The 15,493-nt window shown below is 44.1% G+C and carries 12 protein-coding genes; 3 read left to right on the forward strand and 9 right to left on the reverse strand.

Translation table 11 applies throughout. The features are described 5' to 3' along the window. Positions 1 to 87 precede the first annotated feature (87 nt). Positions 88 to 2,511, reverse strand: a complete 2,424-nt coding sequence (locus tag SFV55_RS14740) for a TonB-dependent receptor (protein WP_320030282.1) — start codon at positions 2,509 to 2,511, stop codon at positions 88 to 90. A gap of 173 nt (positions 2,512 to 2,684) precedes the next feature. Here SFV55_RS14740 and SFV55_RS14745 point away from each other — a divergent pair, with 173 nt between their 5' ends. From SFV55_RS14745 to SFV55_RS14755, 3 genes are read left to right on the forward strand one after another with little or no spacing between them, the layout of a single operon-like run. Beyond that, positions 2,685 to 3,125: a DUF2141 domain-containing protein gene (locus tag SFV55_RS14745; RefSeq protein WP_320030283.1), complete on the forward strand. Its 441-nt coding sequence runs from the start codon at positions 2,685 to 2,687 to the stop codon at positions 3,123 to 3,125. Positions 3,126 to 3,129: 4 nt separating this feature from the next. Next, the gene (locus SFV55_RS14750) at positions 3,130 to 4,611 is read left to right on the forward strand and encodes a phytoene desaturase family protein (RefSeq protein ID WP_320030284.1); all 1,482 of its coding nucleotides are present in this window, start codon (positions 3,130 to 3,132) and stop codon (positions 4,609 to 4,611) included. Between the two features lie 9 nt (positions 4,612 to 4,620). After that, positions 4,621 to 6,030: a carotenoid oxygenase family protein gene (locus SFV55_RS14755; protein WP_320030285.1), complete on the forward strand. Its 1,410-nt coding sequence runs from the start codon at positions 4,621 to 4,623 to the stop codon at positions 6,028 to 6,030. Positions 6,031 to 6,108: 78 nt separating this feature from the next. Here the strand turns inward: SFV55_RS14755 and SFV55_RS14760 are convergent, their stop codons facing one another. From SFV55_RS14760 to SFV55_RS14795, 8 genes are all read right to left on the reverse strand, one after another. Further along, positions 6,109 to 6,420, reverse strand: coding sequence for an EthD family reductase (locus SFV55_RS14760; RefSeq protein ID WP_320030286.1), 312 nt, complete (start codon positions 6,418 to 6,420; stop codon positions 6,109 to 6,111). 117 nt (positions 6,421 to 6,537) lie between these two features. Then, entirely contained in the window at positions 6,538 to 7,320 is a 783-nt protein-coding gene (locus SFV55_RS14765) for an alpha/beta hydrolase (protein WP_320030287.1), read from the reverse strand. Between the two features lie 176 nt (positions 7,321 to 7,496). Then, complete coding sequence (locus tag SFV55_RS14770; protein WP_320030288.1) at positions 7,497 to 8,708, reverse strand: serine hydrolase domain-containing protein; 1,212 nt, start codon at positions 8,706 to 8,708, stop codon at positions 7,497 to 7,499. A 217-nt stretch (positions 8,709 to 8,925) separates the two neighbouring features. Further along, positions 8,926 to 10,155 (reverse strand): alpha/beta hydrolase-fold protein, encoded by a 1,230-nt coding sequence (locus SFV55_RS14775; RefSeq protein WP_320030289.1) that lies wholly within the window; start codon positions 10,153 to 10,155, stop codon positions 8,926 to 8,928. Between the two features lie 107 nt (positions 10,156 to 10,262). Further along, complete coding sequence (locus tag SFV55_RS14780) at positions 10,263 to 11,684, reverse strand: AAA family ATPase (RefSeq protein WP_320030290.1); 1,422 nt, start codon at positions 11,682 to 11,684, stop codon at positions 10,263 to 10,265. A gap of 201 nt (positions 11,685 to 11,885) precedes the next feature. After that, positions 11,886 to 12,656, reverse strand: coding sequence for a hypothetical protein (locus tag SFV55_RS14785; protein WP_320030291.1), 771 nt, complete (start codon positions 12,654 to 12,656; stop codon positions 11,886 to 11,888). A gap of 35 nt (positions 12,657 to 12,691) precedes the next feature. Then, positions 12,692 to 14,194 (reverse strand): agmatine deiminase family protein, encoded by a 1,503-nt coding sequence (locus SFV55_RS14790; protein WP_320030292.1) that lies wholly within the window; start codon positions 14,192 to 14,194, stop codon positions 12,692 to 12,694. A 1-nt stretch (position 14,195) separates the two neighbouring features. Continuing rightward, positions 14,196 to 15,374, reverse strand: a complete 1,179-nt coding sequence (locus tag SFV55_RS14795) for a C45 family peptidase (RefSeq protein ID WP_320030293.1) — start codon at positions 15,372 to 15,374, stop codon at positions 14,196 to 14,198. Between the last annotated feature and the right edge of the window lie 119 nt (positions 15,375 to 15,493).

Consider the following 15,493-nt stretch of genomic DNA (forward strand, 5'->3'; position numbering starts at 1 on the left):
TAACACCGACAAATAGATATCAACTTCCGAATTTTCGCCATTTTGAGATTTCGGCAAAAAGGTGTAGTTAGGGAAATACCTGATCGTTTAAAACTCCACCACAAATCCCATACTCGGCAATCTGGCGCCGCTGGTATTGGGCAAAATGACCGGAATAGCCAATTGGCGATTATTGGGTGCTGCCGGATTTCCAAATACCCCCGGATTGTATGCTGAATTATTAGCAGTAGCAATCCCTCCCTCTGCATTGCGTTGCAAGGTGAAGCCGGGCGGGGTTGGGTTTTTTGCATTGAAGAAATTCTGAATGTCCAGGAACAAATCCAAGGTCCATTTTTTGAAGTTCCATTTCTTATCCAAACGTACATCCATAGCGTTGAAACCGCTTAACCTTTGGGAGTTGGCCCTTTCATAGTCGAGCACTCCAGCATTGGTAAAAGGATAGTTCTCCAGGCTGTTAAAAATATGATAAGGGGTATACGGCGTACCTCCCTGGTAACGATAACGAATCCCCAACTCCCAGTTGCGCTTAAATTTATACCCACCAGTAAAGGAGACAAGATGGCGGTTGTCCCATGTTGAGGGGATATACTTGTTATCCAGGCCTGTAAACAAGCTATAATAAAACGTGTAAGCCAGGATACCATAGAAATTTTTGGACAAACGTTCCTGATACATCAACTCAAAGCCATAGGTTTTACCCCGTCCATTACTGCTCACCCGCTCGTTACCCAGCACGCCAAAATCGCCACCGAGATTGGCAAGTGATATTCCTTTGTCAATGGAAACGGGGTAATTATCGTACCATTTGTAAAAACCTTCGAGTGTAATACGGGTAGAAGATTTAGGGTTGAATTCAAAACCCGTTACCAAATGGTCGCTCTTGATGTATGCTACATTTTCGTTGGCCAAAATACCGTTGAACCGAAAACCAAGAACGGTGTAAGGTGCGATTTTATAATACCTACCCGCTGATGAATTGATGCTGAATTTTGGAGATACGCTGTAACTTGCTGAAATACGAGGGGATAAAGTGCGGCCAATCTCATTTCCACTGGTAGTGAAAGTATTGCCATCCACCCTCAATCCAACAGAAAGCAGGAATCTGCTTTCAAAAAAACGTTTGCTGCCGTTTACAAATAATCCGTAACGCAAAAAATCAATGTCAGTAGAAAAATTAGCTAAATAACCTGGTCTGCGTTGAAAAGTCGAATTGTCATAGCGGGCATAAATACCCACCAAGCCTGTATTCAGTTGCCAGTCATTGATGGCATAATTGACTTCATAACGCAATCGGGTTTCATCTTCAGTTGATTTGTAGCCGAGGATGCGTTCATTTTCTACGGGCTTTTCATTGTTTTGAAATTGATCAGCGGTACCGGTCAAGCGATTATTGCTTACCGACAACAAGGTGAAACCATTCTTGATGCTGTGACGCCAGGAAACACCCAGGGTATTGGTACGTTGGGTGTTTAAGGGTATTTGTTCCAGAATGGCCAATTGCTCAAGCGTGGGGTCATCAGGGCGTTTGAACGTGAAGTTATCTATAGAGCCGATACCGATAAAGTTGAGTTCGTTTTTGTTGTTGATCTTATGGGATACCTTGTATTGATAGTCCCAGTAATCAGGGAGAAATGGCAAATCGATCAACTGAAATATAAACTGGAGATAAGAGCGACGAACCGAGGCAAGAAATGTCGTCTTGCCATTTTTTTTACCCAGCGGGCCTTCGGTAGTCAATGCTGCTTCACTGGCACTCAAGCGAAAATTGCCCTGGAATTTCTCGGGATTCCCTTTGCGCTGTTTGAATTGCAATACACCCGACAGGGGATTGTCATACCTGGCAGGAAATGCAGACGTGTGCAAAGTGACATCCTGAATGAATGAAACGTTGAGCAAGCCGACCGGCCCCCCCGCAGCGCCTTGTGTTGCAAAGTGATTGATGGTAGGAATTTCAATCCCATCCAAGAAATACGTATTCTCATTAGGCGCACCGCCTCGAATAATGATGTCATTTCTGAACCCTACGGAACCGGAAACACCCGGCAGCGACTGCACTACTTTTGAAACGTCAAAATTAGCGCCGGGATATTTGGCAATTTCTGTAATACCAAGCGTTTGCACAGAGTTTACCACACCTGCCGGTTTGATGTAATTGGATCGGATCACTACCTCTGCAAGTTCTTTGTACTGCGGTTCCAAATCAAAGTTTAATTCTACTGTATTTCCTGATGTAACCGGAATATCAAATTTTGTCTCGCTTCGGTAACCAACGAAGCTTACCTCTACGTTCCATGTCTTGGTAGGAATATTCGTGATGCGGTAAAACCCATTTGAGTCAGCAATCGCAATTGATTCACCGTTCACAAGTTTGACCGTAGCACCTTCCAATGGCGAGAGTGTTCTTGCATCTCGTACAAAACCATTGATGGTACTGGTCGTTTGTGCAAAAATGCCAAATGGAGTAAAAAATAGAATAGTAATTCCCAACAAAAACTTCATCTGTGTGCTCATACCACTGGACATTTTTAAAAATGGATAATTTTAGAAGAAAAGTGTACAAGACATGTTTTGATGATTGTGTCATAAGCAAACACAACAATTGAGCTTCTTCTACCCTTTCTGAACGTGTCCAGTAGAGTTAAGCGAGCTTTAAACAATAGCCCGATTCAATTGTTCTAGCCCCCATGATACAATTCATCCTTATCACGATCGGTTTTTTGCTCGCCAATCATGGGCATGAAACATTACAGGTGCAAGCGGATGCATCCGTAAAGGTAAAAGTGACGGGCGTTTCTGCTGAAAAGGGAGAAGTACTCGCTGCGCTATTTGCATCAAGCCAAGGTTTTCCCGGCGATGATTCCGCTGCCTATAAGGTAGCACGCGCTACTGCGTCGAATGGTACTGCCTTGTTGGAATTCAGCAATGTACCACGAGGCACTTATGCCGTAGCCTTATTTCATGACACCAACAATGATGGGGTATTGAATACCAACAGGTTGGGTATTCCCAAAGAAGGATATGGCGTGAGCAAAAACGTAAGAAATCTTTTCAGCGGACCGAGCTACAAGCAGTGTGTTTTTCAACATACTACCGAAACTTCACTCACCATCATTTTACGCTATTAAAACCATGCAGCAGCAACCCAAAAAAATTGTGGTGATCGGAAGTGGCTTCGGAGGTTTGTCGGCTGCAATTCGCCTTGCAGCTAAAGGGCATGAAGTAACCATTTTTGAAAAGTCTGACCAGCCTGGAGGCAGGGCTTATCAATATGAAATCAACGGGTTTAAATTTGATGGAGGCCCCACTGTCATCACTGCCCCACATCAATATGATGAACTCTTTGAGCTGGCCGGAAAGAAGCGTGAAGATTACCTGACATTGGTTTCACTTGACCCATTTTACAGGATTTTTGATGGCAATGGGGATCACTTTGATTACTGGCGCAGCCAACAACAAACAGAAGAAGAAATAAAAAAATACAGTCCGGATGAGGTTGCGGGTTACCGAAAATTCATAAAAGGGGTAACTGACATTTTCAATTGGTTTCATCCCTTTACGGAAAAAAGTTTTCCTACTCTTTGGAGTTTCCTGCGCATCTTTCCGCATGTGATCAAAACAGGCACATGGAGGAGTATGTATGGATTTGCGGCTCAATTCATCAAGCATGATTTCCTAAGAAAAGTAGCCTCCTTTCATCCCCTCTTAATTGGCGGTAATCCCTTTGATACCCCTTCTATCTACGGACTCATTATTCAGTTTGAAAAGCAATGGGGTGTTCATTATTGTGTGGGGGGGACAGGAGCCATAATAAAAGCCTTGTGCAAACTATTTGAAGAATGTGGCGGAACGATAAAGCTAAATGCAGAGGTAAAGCAAATTCTCATCGAAAACAAAAGGGCTCAAGGGGTGGAATTTAAAGATGGTTCTGTGTACGAGGCTGATGAAGTAGTTTGTAATGGTGACGTTGCTTTTGCTTACAAAAATTATATTTCGAAAACCTTGTTGCCCAAACCAATGAATCTTTGGCTGAGCAATTTGCAATACAGCAATTCGCTGGTTGTAATTTATTTTGGTACAAAAAAGAAATACAAGGACTGCAGACTATCGCATCATAATTTGATCTTGGGAAATGATTACAACAAACTGATGCGGGACATATTCCAGCGAAAAATTTTGCCCAGAGAATTAGGTTTGTACCTGCACATGCCTTCCCAAACTGATGATTCCATTGCACCTGAAGGATGCGATTGTTTCTATGTACTGTCACTGGTGCCTAACCTTGATGGAAAAATCAACTGGAATGATTTGATGGATGAGTATGTCGATAAAGTGCTCGGCTTTTTGGAAGAAAATTATTTGCCCGAATTGCGAGACAACATTATTGCCAAACATGCAGTGACACCTTTGCATTTCCAAAATAATTTGAACAGCTACAAAGGCGCTGCCTTTTCCATCAAACCATCTATGATGCAGAGCGGTTATTTTCGCCCGCAGGTAAAATCAAACTGGTTTGACAATTTATACTTTGTGGGTGCAGGTGTTCATCCTGGAGCAGGCGTACCTGCAGTACTGGCATCCGGTAAAATCGCAGCAGCAGCTATTGAACAATAAACAATTACCATGGCTTCATTTTTTCCATTCGGTGTGGCACAGAATCAAAAGACGTACAGCTTGGCTGATGTGCCCGTTACAGGAACCATCCCTGCTTGGCTTCAAGGCTCATACATTCGCAATGGCCCTGGTATGTTTCAACTAGAAAATAAAAGATTGAATCACTGGTTTGATGCGATGGGAGCTTTGCACAAGTTTGATATTGCCAATGGCAAAGTAGCTTATCAGAATGTGATGATTGAATGTGAGTCGTACAAAAAGGTAACAGAAACAGGGGATATTCAATTTTCAGAATTTGCCAGCGACCCTTGTAAATCTATTTTCAAAAAAGTACAATCACACGTTTTTCCCACTTTGCCCAACATGACGGATAACCCCAAAGTGAATGTGGCAAAGATTGCAGGTAAGTTTATGGCACTGGGTGAAACACCGATGCAGGTAGAATTTGACCCGCATACTTTGAAAACGATTGGTGTGAGTGAGCCAGTACCCGGAGGTTTTGCCTACAAAACAACTGCCCATCCACACCTGGAAGATGAACATGCCTATAATCTGGTAGTGAAATTTGGCATGCAGAGTTTTTACAAGTTGTATGATGTGAGCAAGCCGGGCAGTAAGGCTATTGCAAGCGTGCCAGTCCAAAAACCAGCTTACTTGCATGGTTTTGGCATGAGTAAAAACTACTTCATCATTGCCGCAGGACCCTTAACCGTTGTACCGATTCAATTGCTGTTCTGGAAACGACCCTATATTGAAAATCATCATTGGAATGCAAAAGAGGGGGCTGCTATTTACATCATTGAAAAAGCAAGCGGCAAGCTCAAAGCAAAATTTAGGACCGAAGCCTTCTTCAGTTTTCATCATGTAAATGCATGGGAAGAAGGTGAGGACCTCATCATGGACATCAATGCGTACGATGATGCGTCGATCATCAATCAGTATTATCTCAAAGAGTTAGAAAAACAAGACGCAGTATTCCCCAAAGGCACCTTAAGACGGTATCGTTTTAACCTGCGCACCAAAAAATACAATGCCGAAACCGTCAGCAATGCCTGTATAGAATTACCCCGTATTGACTACAATCGCTACAACACCAATGGTGATTACCAATTTACTTATGGGGTGAGTGTACATCCCTCCCAACCCCAAGGTTTTTACAACAGCATAGTAAAAATCAACAGTAAAACAGGTGATGCGTTTTACTGGCATGAAGAAGGTTGTTACCCTGGCGAACCTTTCTTTCAAGCTTCACCACAGAGCAAAAATGATGAAGATGGAATTTTGATTTCCATTGTATTGGATGCGGAGAAACAAAACTCATTTCTATTGATGCTGGATGCTGTTACGATGCAGGAAATCGCCAGAGCGGTGTTGCCAGAGCCAGTAGTGTATGGTTTTCATGGAGAGTTTTTTGAGTAGCGTAAACAACCTCACTGCTCAACAACTCCATTTTTATAAAGTGGGAATTTTATCGCGCATGGAGTTGTAGAATTGATGTCATTCCACATTACCCATCAAAATGGCGGGCACACCGCCCGTTGAAATCCGGTATATATCAGGTGCCATTTCCTGCATGGCTGGCGATTCCGCTGCGGCATCCAAAGCTTCTTGAGTCTCAAAATGCAGCGTAAGCATTAGGTGAAATACGAGCGCGCCGTCGGGCGTAGGCATAAACCTGGTTATCGTGTAAGGTTTTGAGTCGGCTGGAATGCCTGCTTTTTCATGCAAGAGCACCAAATGGGCCGCAAAGTCCGCTTCAAACTGGTCTACATCAACTGGAGGTGGATAAAGGAAGATGAGTTGGTACATTGAGGTTGAAGATTGGAGATGATAAAACGATAAGCACAGAAGATTCTTTGATCAGAACCTTCTGTGCACAAAATCGAATGACAAAAGATACGCGCAGGGTTCACCTCACGCCGGGTATCATTTCGCTGCCTTAGTCACAAAGAGTAAGCCCTCTTTAAAGCCTGGATATGGCGATATGCCCCAATCATCAAAGGCTTGGTACTTACTCGCGATTTTATTACCGGATTTGCTGGCCAATAATTTAGCAAAGGCGGTCATGTTTTCGTTCACTTCGGGGATGTTGCTGTTGCTATATGCCCCGTTCAAGGAAGCCAGGAAGATTTTCCGGTCCTTGAATTTGTCGGCACTTTGCAAGGCCTTGTTGGCCAATCCCGTGAAGAAATCATTGTTTTTGTCATACCATTCCTTGCTCGCGGCGATGTAGCCATTGAACAAGGCCGGTTTGTTCAGCAGGGCGTACAAGGCAAAGGAACCCGACAGTGATCTGCCATGTAATACCCGCTGCCCATTGCAGCGGTACTTTTTTTCGAAGGAGGGGATCAATTCCTGCTCCAAGTAAGACAGGAATTTGTCGTACACAGCAGCATCCTGTTTTCTTTCCAACTTGTCTTCCACGTTGATGCCTACCACGATCATTTCGGGGGTGCCGTTTTCTTTGTGCAGTTTTTGGGTTAACACCGCAATTTCTTCCACCATTTCGTCGGTCACTTGTAGAAAGAACAAGACCGGATACTTTTGTTGGGAATCAGCATAGCTGTCAGGTAAACGGACCATTTGTTTGACATTTTTTTTCAGTACGGTTGAAGCTGGATTACTCGCCACCACCTTAGGGGTTTGGGCCTGGAGGAATCCGATTGAGCATAGGCTCAAGATAAGTAGGACTGCAAGGTTTTTAGGCATTGTATTCAGTTTTTATTGGTTATCGCCGAGGGCGGTTCAGTGAGTAAACGTTGTATTTTGCAAGCGCTGATTTAATGGTCTCCCAAATTCAGAATTATTTAACAGTTTGGCAAGTTATAAATATTGAAGCTTGTATTGTCGGCGTGACTCCAGGTCATGCGGACAATATATATCACCTACTTCCCCGCATAAATAATCTCCGAAAACCTTTCAAACAAACCAGTAGTAGCCGGATGGTTGAATGGCACATGTTGGGTGTAAATACTGGCAGCAACTCCAGACTTAAAATCAATGTAGTAATAGGTATTTCTTGCGCCGCCCCAAAGGACTGTACCTGCCCTTCGGCCATAGGCTTTGTCCTCGTTGTCAATCAACCAGGCCAGGCCCCAGCCTGCTGTAGGAGAGGTGATCCCGTTTAAATTGCAGCAGCTACCAGGATTATAAAAGGCATCGGGATTGTGGATTTGAATGCTACCAATTTGATTTTTATTCATTTCCAAAATGGTCGACTTTTTTAAAATCTGGACCTTTTTGGCTTTGCCATAAGCGAGCAAACATGCCAATAATTGGGTATAATCCTCAGGGGTAGAATACAAGCCGCCATCCCCTCTGAAATCAGTTACCTTGGTGCTGGGTATCCGGTCTGGTGATTCTTTAAGTGGCTGTTTCCCATCGGCACCTCTTGAACCAGAGGAAACAATGTACTGCTTGAGGGAGTCCGGCACATTGAACCAGGTGCAGTTCATGCCCAAGGGCCCGGTAATGTTTTTTCTGAAATAATTTTCCAAATCTAAACCGCTTATTTTTTCCACCAATTTACCAGCCCAATAGGTGCTACTGCCGTACAAAAACTGGGTGCCACTTTCAAAACGCCTGGGATTGTCTTTGTAGGTCCAATGGGTATAATCAAAATCGGTCAATTCTTTGTCCGTAGCTCCTCTGTAGCCAAACCCTGCGGTATGGGTCAACAGATGGCGCAAGGTGACTGGGTTTTTGGCTTGGGATAACTGCCCATTAGATAAAATCGGAATCATGGCCATTTCAGGTAGGAGCTTTGAAAGGTCTTCATCCAATCCAACCAGGCCTTTTTCCACCAATTGTAATGCTGCGATACTGGTGACCATTTTTGTCATGGACGCAATTCTGAAAATATGCTGGACAGTCACCGGAGCCTCCTCCGTCCACACCGCCTTACCGTAGGTATAAGTCGTTTTTTGCTGCTTGTTGTTGATGGCTATGGCAACGACAGCGGGCAAGTCGCTGGTTTTCATGGCTTCGTTCATCAGGTTTGTGACGCGCTCCTGGGGTGGAAACGCTTTGCTAACTTGCCCCTTCATAAATGCGTAGTTAAGGATGTTGGCTATAATGAGAAAGCAGATTTTTTTCATTTGAAAGTAGATTGCTTGATTTAAAAATACAAACCATTTTCAATCATCCCCTACTTAGGGCTTGTCTAAAATTTTTTGTTTTGCTGCAAATGGCCCGATTTAGGATGAATTTCGTTCCGAAAATGCTCATTTAGCGCTGCTAAACTCCGCTTTTCGTGCCTCATTCATCCTAAATCGACCTCATTTTCGCCTAAGACAAAAATATTTAGACAAGCTCTTACTTTTTAAGCTCTTCCAGTTTCTTTCGACTACCCTCATTCTCCTTCAGTGCCAAAGCCTTTTCAAACTGCACAATCGCATTGGCCTTATCACCTATGGTTACAAAATAATCGCCATAAGAATCGTATACATTGAAACTCTTGGGGTAGTTGTCTACATTGAGTTTGAACATACTTTCCGCTTTTTTGTAGTGTTTTTGCTTTAAAATTTCGTAAGCCAGGAAGTTGATTTCCCACTCATCGGGTTTGATGTCGTAGCCCATTTTTTTGGATAGTTGGGCGAAATGGTTTTTGTATTTATCTGCCAGCAAACTGGTGGAATCGGTATAATCTTTTGAGGTGAGTTTAAGTGGAAAAAAATCGAAAAAGAAGCGCAAAGCATCGTACTCTGTAATGAATGGGACCGAGCCGTGGGTATCATCAGGGTAGTATTTGCTTTTGTACTTCAAGCCATTTTGTTTGTTCTTCACAAAAGCAGCATCCAGCTTCAGAATGGAGCGGATGTGCTCCGAATCTCTGGTCGTATCCTTATGCACTGTTTTGATGCTCATACCTTCTTCCATGGTATTGGCAATGCCCAGGTATAGCGATTTTCCGGCAAATTGCTTTTCTGCCAAAACCTTTTGCGTTTGTTTCAGCAGCTTTTGCTTGTCCCACCACATACTGGGGTCGATGCTGATGTAGGAGTTGAATAAGCTGTTGTGGTGCACAAAGGCCTGCATTACCATCAAGCCACCTAATGAATGGCCGATGAACATTTTGTAGGGCGCAGTCGGGTATTTTGCTTCAACGTGAGGCATCAATTCCTTTTCCAAGAAGGCAAGGAAATTTTCGCCGCCGCCGGTGGTTTTTGCGGAGCTGCTGTCAATATAAGGCGGGTCGACGTCGATGTGGGTAGGAGTGAGGTCGCGCATCCGGTCGGTATTGGGAATGGCCACTACGATCATTTTGGGACAAAGGTTATTGCCCCCGGTGCTCAATTGCTCAATCATGCCGACTACAGATGAAAAATGCCCGTCGCCGTCCAACAAATATACCACGGGATAACGTTGAGGGCTGAAAATGCTGTTACTACTCTGGTCGGGAACGTAAACCCAGATTTTCCGTTGTTCACCCAAAATGTTGGATTGGAGGCTATCGATGCTGCCGATGACGATTTTGTTGTTTTGGGCATTGGCGGGAAAAGAGCTCACCAGCAAGCAGAGCAAAAGAAAAGCTATTTTTTTCATACTGAAAGGTTGATGTTAGTTTGATGGTGTGAAAATACGACGCTTTTCGCACCAGCGAACTATCAGTTTATAGCTTCGTTAAACCCATAGGATGAGCGACATTTTTTTTAAAACAAAGCATTCATGTCCAGTACATTGTCCACCAGCCCCAAACTGTGTTTGTTGTTCAATAAGCCAAAAGTAGTGATCACTACAATGAAAATTTGTTTTTTAGTACCCGTAACGTGACGGAAAATGCTCTTTTTTCGGCGTAAACCATCAGCGTCGGCTTTCGTTAAAACCAGCTCATCGTTATAAAATTTCACTTCACACAAAGAGATAACATTATCCTGTCGATCGATCAAAAGGTCAATTTGTGCACCTTCGTTTTCGTCGCTTGGTTTTGACAAAAAACTGTATTGATTGGTATGGACACCTGCTATGCCCAAAGCAGCTTTAATGTTATCAATGTGATGAAAACAAATATTCTCAAAAGCATAACCACTCCAGGTTATCCAGGTTTGTGTTTGACTCAATGATTGCCAAGCAATGGTTTCGTTGGCGGGAATGTCCCGAATAAATTTTAGATAAAATAAAGAATAACAATCTGTTAGCCTGAAAAGTGTATCCTTTTTCTTTTTTCCAAAAGGAATGTACGACGAAATAAAACCCGACTGTTCGAGTTCTTGCAACATCATGGTCAAACCACCGCCATCTAAAATCTTTGTCTTTGCGATAATCTCCATGCGGCTCATGCCTTTCCACGTGGACGAAAGTGCCGAAATAATTGACTCATAACGTTCGGGATTGGCAAATAAGGAGCTGTACAGATTGTCAAATTCTGTCCGCAACAAACCATCCGTTTGAAAACATATTTCATCAATATTTTGAATGGCGCTTTTGCCTCCCTTAACCTGGTCTAAATAGTGTGGGATACCACCCATCGTCATATAAAGCAAGAGCAATTGGTAACGGTCAAAAACGATGTGTTTTTCTAAAAAATAGGCTTCTGTTTCAGCCAATGTAAAAGGTTGAAGGTGAATACGGCAGGTGACCCGGTTGTGCAAACCACCTTTGTCATTGATGATTTTTTGAATCATCCAGGACGTAGCCGAGCCACAAATCACCACAACAATATTCGTTTTTGCCGCATAACTGTTCCAAAAATAACTAAAGCCCGTCAAAAAATCGGATTTTCCACTTGCCATCCAGGGCACTTCGTCGATGAAAACAACCTTTCGTTTTTCGGGATTGCCCAAGGATTCAAGATGTGTTTTTAATTGGTGAAACGCTTCCAACCAATCAATTGGCGGCGGCGGTAATGTCGCTGATTTTTGAGCATCTTTGAGGCTGTATGCAAAGTTTCTCAGTTGCTGTGCTTTGGTGCCATCCTTCAATCCTGTCAACTCGAAGTCAATTTTTCCTTCAAAAAATGAGCCAATTAAATACGTTTTTCCCACCCGTCTTCTACCAAAAACGGCTACTAATTCAGGCTTTTTTGAAGCATAAACGTTCGCCAAAACCTCCATTTCTTTTTTACGTCCGATCATACTTTCGGTTTAATCTGCGGAATGTGGGTAAAAATACATACATTCCGCAGATTATCGATTTTTAATCTGCGGAATGTAGAGTAAAATGTGTAGATTCCGCAGGTTAGGCCGCGCCATAAGGGATGTGGGTTGTATTGTCGGCGTGACTTGGAGTTTTCATTGAAAAGAGCTTTAGGTGTTTAAAATGGATTGCAACCTATTTTAATGCCCAATCAATTTTGTAGCAATTTTCAGCCAATTATCATTAAAGTATAAGTACCCAGCGGTGACATCTATGCTCAATGCCCAAAGTACGCCCAGCACATAAGCGGGGTGTAATCTTCTACGTGTAATCAAATCATAAATACCCACGAATAAAATTAAGGTGAACGGGCATGAAAGCTGACGAACTACAAATGGCCAAAACCCATCGAAAAAGTTACTGTACTCCCAATAGGGTTTTCCCATCAACGAAGCCAGCCATACACTGAGCCCTCTGCCAAAACCAGCATCCGTAAGTATGAGTGTGGATAATAACATCAAACGTTTATGTGCGGATGGGTTTTTTCTGAAGTAAAGCCCCGATGCAGCAAGGCCGGTAAACACCAGCATATCGCCCAGCATAACGCTAACAAAAGCAGGGTCTGAATATTGAGTTCCAAATTTCACATGTTCGGTTATCAATGCAGTGGCTATACCCATGATCACTACCATTACAGCCATTGCCACTCCAGCCATGCCCAATTTTTTGTGCAGTTGAAATTGGTTTTTCCTTATATAAAGTAGCTGAGCGGTAAATAAAACCACCCAACCCCAGTAGACCAATGCATGAAGATGTACTACCCAGGGAAAGTGAAACCTGCCTGCTGCAGATAACAAAAAAGCATCATTGATAAACCCCGAAAGCAATGCCAGCCAGGCAAAACTTATCATCAATAAAAAGAAGTTTCTATCCCAAGGATGCTGTGAAGGGAAGCTATTCGTTTCACTCATTGTATTATTGTTTTTGATTGGAAAAGGATGTGCCTTTATAGCTCTACCGTGTAAAATCCACTTGGTGCAGTTCGGGGCATGGTTTCCTTATTGCCCGATTTTGAGGCAGCCGAGATATAATACTCAATGATTTTATGGGGCGCTTTTGCTGGAATGGTGGTGTAAAAATGGGTGTCGTTGTCGGCGGATTTAAGCGATTCCGTTTTCCAGTTTTGTTCGCCTTTTATCCGCCAATACAATGTGGAAGAATTCGGCACCAATCCTTTTTTACTGTAATCGATGATCGTGGCATACACGGTCAGGGGGTCATTGATTCCCAATTTTGAGGATAGGCGTTTGACACTGATGAACAACATTTCATTGTCCCAAACCGCTCGGGTACGGCAATGCAAGGCATCGCCACTTTTCCAGCCATAGCCTGATGAATATTGTTCTTGCATGCCTGGGGCCAGGAAGGGCTCGTCTTTCAAGGCAAACTCAAAACCTTTTACGGTATAACCAGGCATTGCTTTTCGCCAGGTTTGCAGGGCTATATTATCGGCTTTGATTTGGAACAGTGGGACATAAATGGTTTTATTGACAATGATGGAATTGGTGTAGGCTGCTAATTTCTCACCCTCGTGTCGGTCTGTTTTTAGCCTCAAAATTTCGTAAGGGCGACCATATACGGTTTTTAACTTTTTCAACTCATTTTGAACGATGTTTTCATAAACGGGATATAACTCATGGTTTGCAGGCGGCTCGGCTACCAGTATTCGTTCTTCATCCAACAATTTCATGAAGCAGTCAATATGTTGAATGCCCATCTTTTCAAAATTGGAAACAATATGGTAACTTTTGATTCCTTGCAACTCCTTGTTGAGCTTGAAATACTGGGCTTCGGGTATATTGTGAAATTTATTTTCGCTGATTAAAATGCAAGTTGAAAAAGCCGTTCCCAAGCCATCAGTCATAAAATTGCCGCCTATATTGATGAATGGCAGGTTCAATACTTCCAGGTTCAATCCTTTGGCCAGTGGCACAATCGTGTTGTCATCAATTTCTGATTCCAAGGTTTCATGCTGTTTATCCGAAAACAAGGAATACAATGAGTCGGTGCATCCCCATTTGGCTCTGGGCGGAACATAAAGGCAATTGGCATCAGCGAGTTTCATTTTGCCATCTGGGGTGAATATTGCACTTGGGCCCCAATCTCTCGTCCACCAAAAGTCGATTCCCCGGGGTACATACACAAATGTATTTTGGGAGGCCTCTATACCCCATTTGCCGTACCATTGTTGAGCCTCTTTTTTGATGGAATCATTTTCAACCAAGGTGTAAAGGTGATTGTCTTTGGCGAGTTCTACCAGCAATTTGTGAGGCAAAGCCAAAGGCCATGCTACCATCGTACCTTTCGCGGGTTCCCATTCTGCGGCGCTGCGGTTGGTGTTGGCTTGGGTGTAGTAATTGGCCCCTGTATCCTCTTTTTGAGCGGCTGAATGATTGGAACAAGCAGCGAGCAGGCAGAGTAACAGCAGAAATAGGTCTTTTGAGTTCATTTTATTCAGTTTTTCTTTTGCCCTTACTAAACTGTACTTCTTTGTACTCCGACTCATCCGGCGGCCCAGCGGTGATTTGCAGCTTGGGGTTGCCGGTCAGGGTCATTACCACCGAGCCGAAGGTACCACCCCAGCGGTTGAAGGTTCGGCAAACGGGGTTGCCCGGGTCGTCCTTGGCGCGCAAGGCGGCTTTGATGTCGGCGTCTTTAGCGATGGGAAGTGCGGCGATGTGCCCCTGCACTGAAGCAAGGCGGATGGAGCTGTTTCCTTTTTCTGGCTCTTTGTACCAGTCTTTCAGGTCGTCGTTGGCGATGGGGTGGTTGGTGTGATACACTGTGCCGTTGGCGTTTTTAGGGTCGAAACGCACGACTTTGTTGCAAGACGCTTCAAAGTCATAGACTTCGCCCTTGATGCCAAGGATATAGTTTTGCCCCGACGCATGGGGTACACTTTGGATGAAGCGCAATATCTCGTCTTTGTCGGTGCTGCTGAGGATGTGGCGCACGACGAAAGCGACAGGCAGGCCTGTGGCGTTAGCTTTGAGTTGCATCAGCGTGTTCATACAGGCTCCGATGCCCGCTTCGTTCAGCCCATTGAGGGCGATCAGGCCGGGATAGGTAAGGATGAGTTGTTCGGGCGTTTGTTTGGTTTTTGCCAAGCGCATCAAGACCTGATAACCGTCTGTGTAGCCTTCCAGGTCCATGTTTTGGGCGATGAAGCCGGGGTTGCCGTCGCGGGCGGGTACACCCATACCGCTGCAATGGTGTTTGTCGCGGGCATCCTGCCAGACCCAAAACTCGTCAAGCAGGTTGTGTACCATGATGTCGTTGAAGGCTTGCCCGGAGCCGTCGGCGATGCCGCGCACCTCTTCATACAGATCGGGTGTCCATTTTTTGATGGCTGCATCGAATTGAGCGTAGGCAAAAAAATCTTTCACCACCTGATCGGCCGGTTTCTCTAACTGGCTTTCCACGCTTTTTTTCCATTCGGCAACAATTTCACCGATTTCCTTTTTCAGTTGCTGGCCGTGTTGCAGACCGCGGGCGTAGCCGTTGCCGTGGAAGCTGACTTCACGAAGCCGGCGCTGAGGTGGATTAGGGTTCGCTGCGGATTGCGCTCTTACATTTTGGAGCAAGGCTGCGCAAAACAGGCAGCAGAGGAGGAAGATGGTGTTTTTCATGCTAAAATATTTTCCTTACAGGTGATGATGAAGTTATTTTTTACTTTTTGGGTTGCACTTTTGAAAAAGGTTGCATTTTCCAATACGTCAAACTCCTCCACACCCATTCCAAGGGGCCA

It is taken from the genome of Haliscomenobacter sp. (assembly GCF_033763495.1).
GTDB lineage: Bacteria > Bacteroidota > Bacteroidia > Chitinophagales > Saprospiraceae > Haliscomenobacter.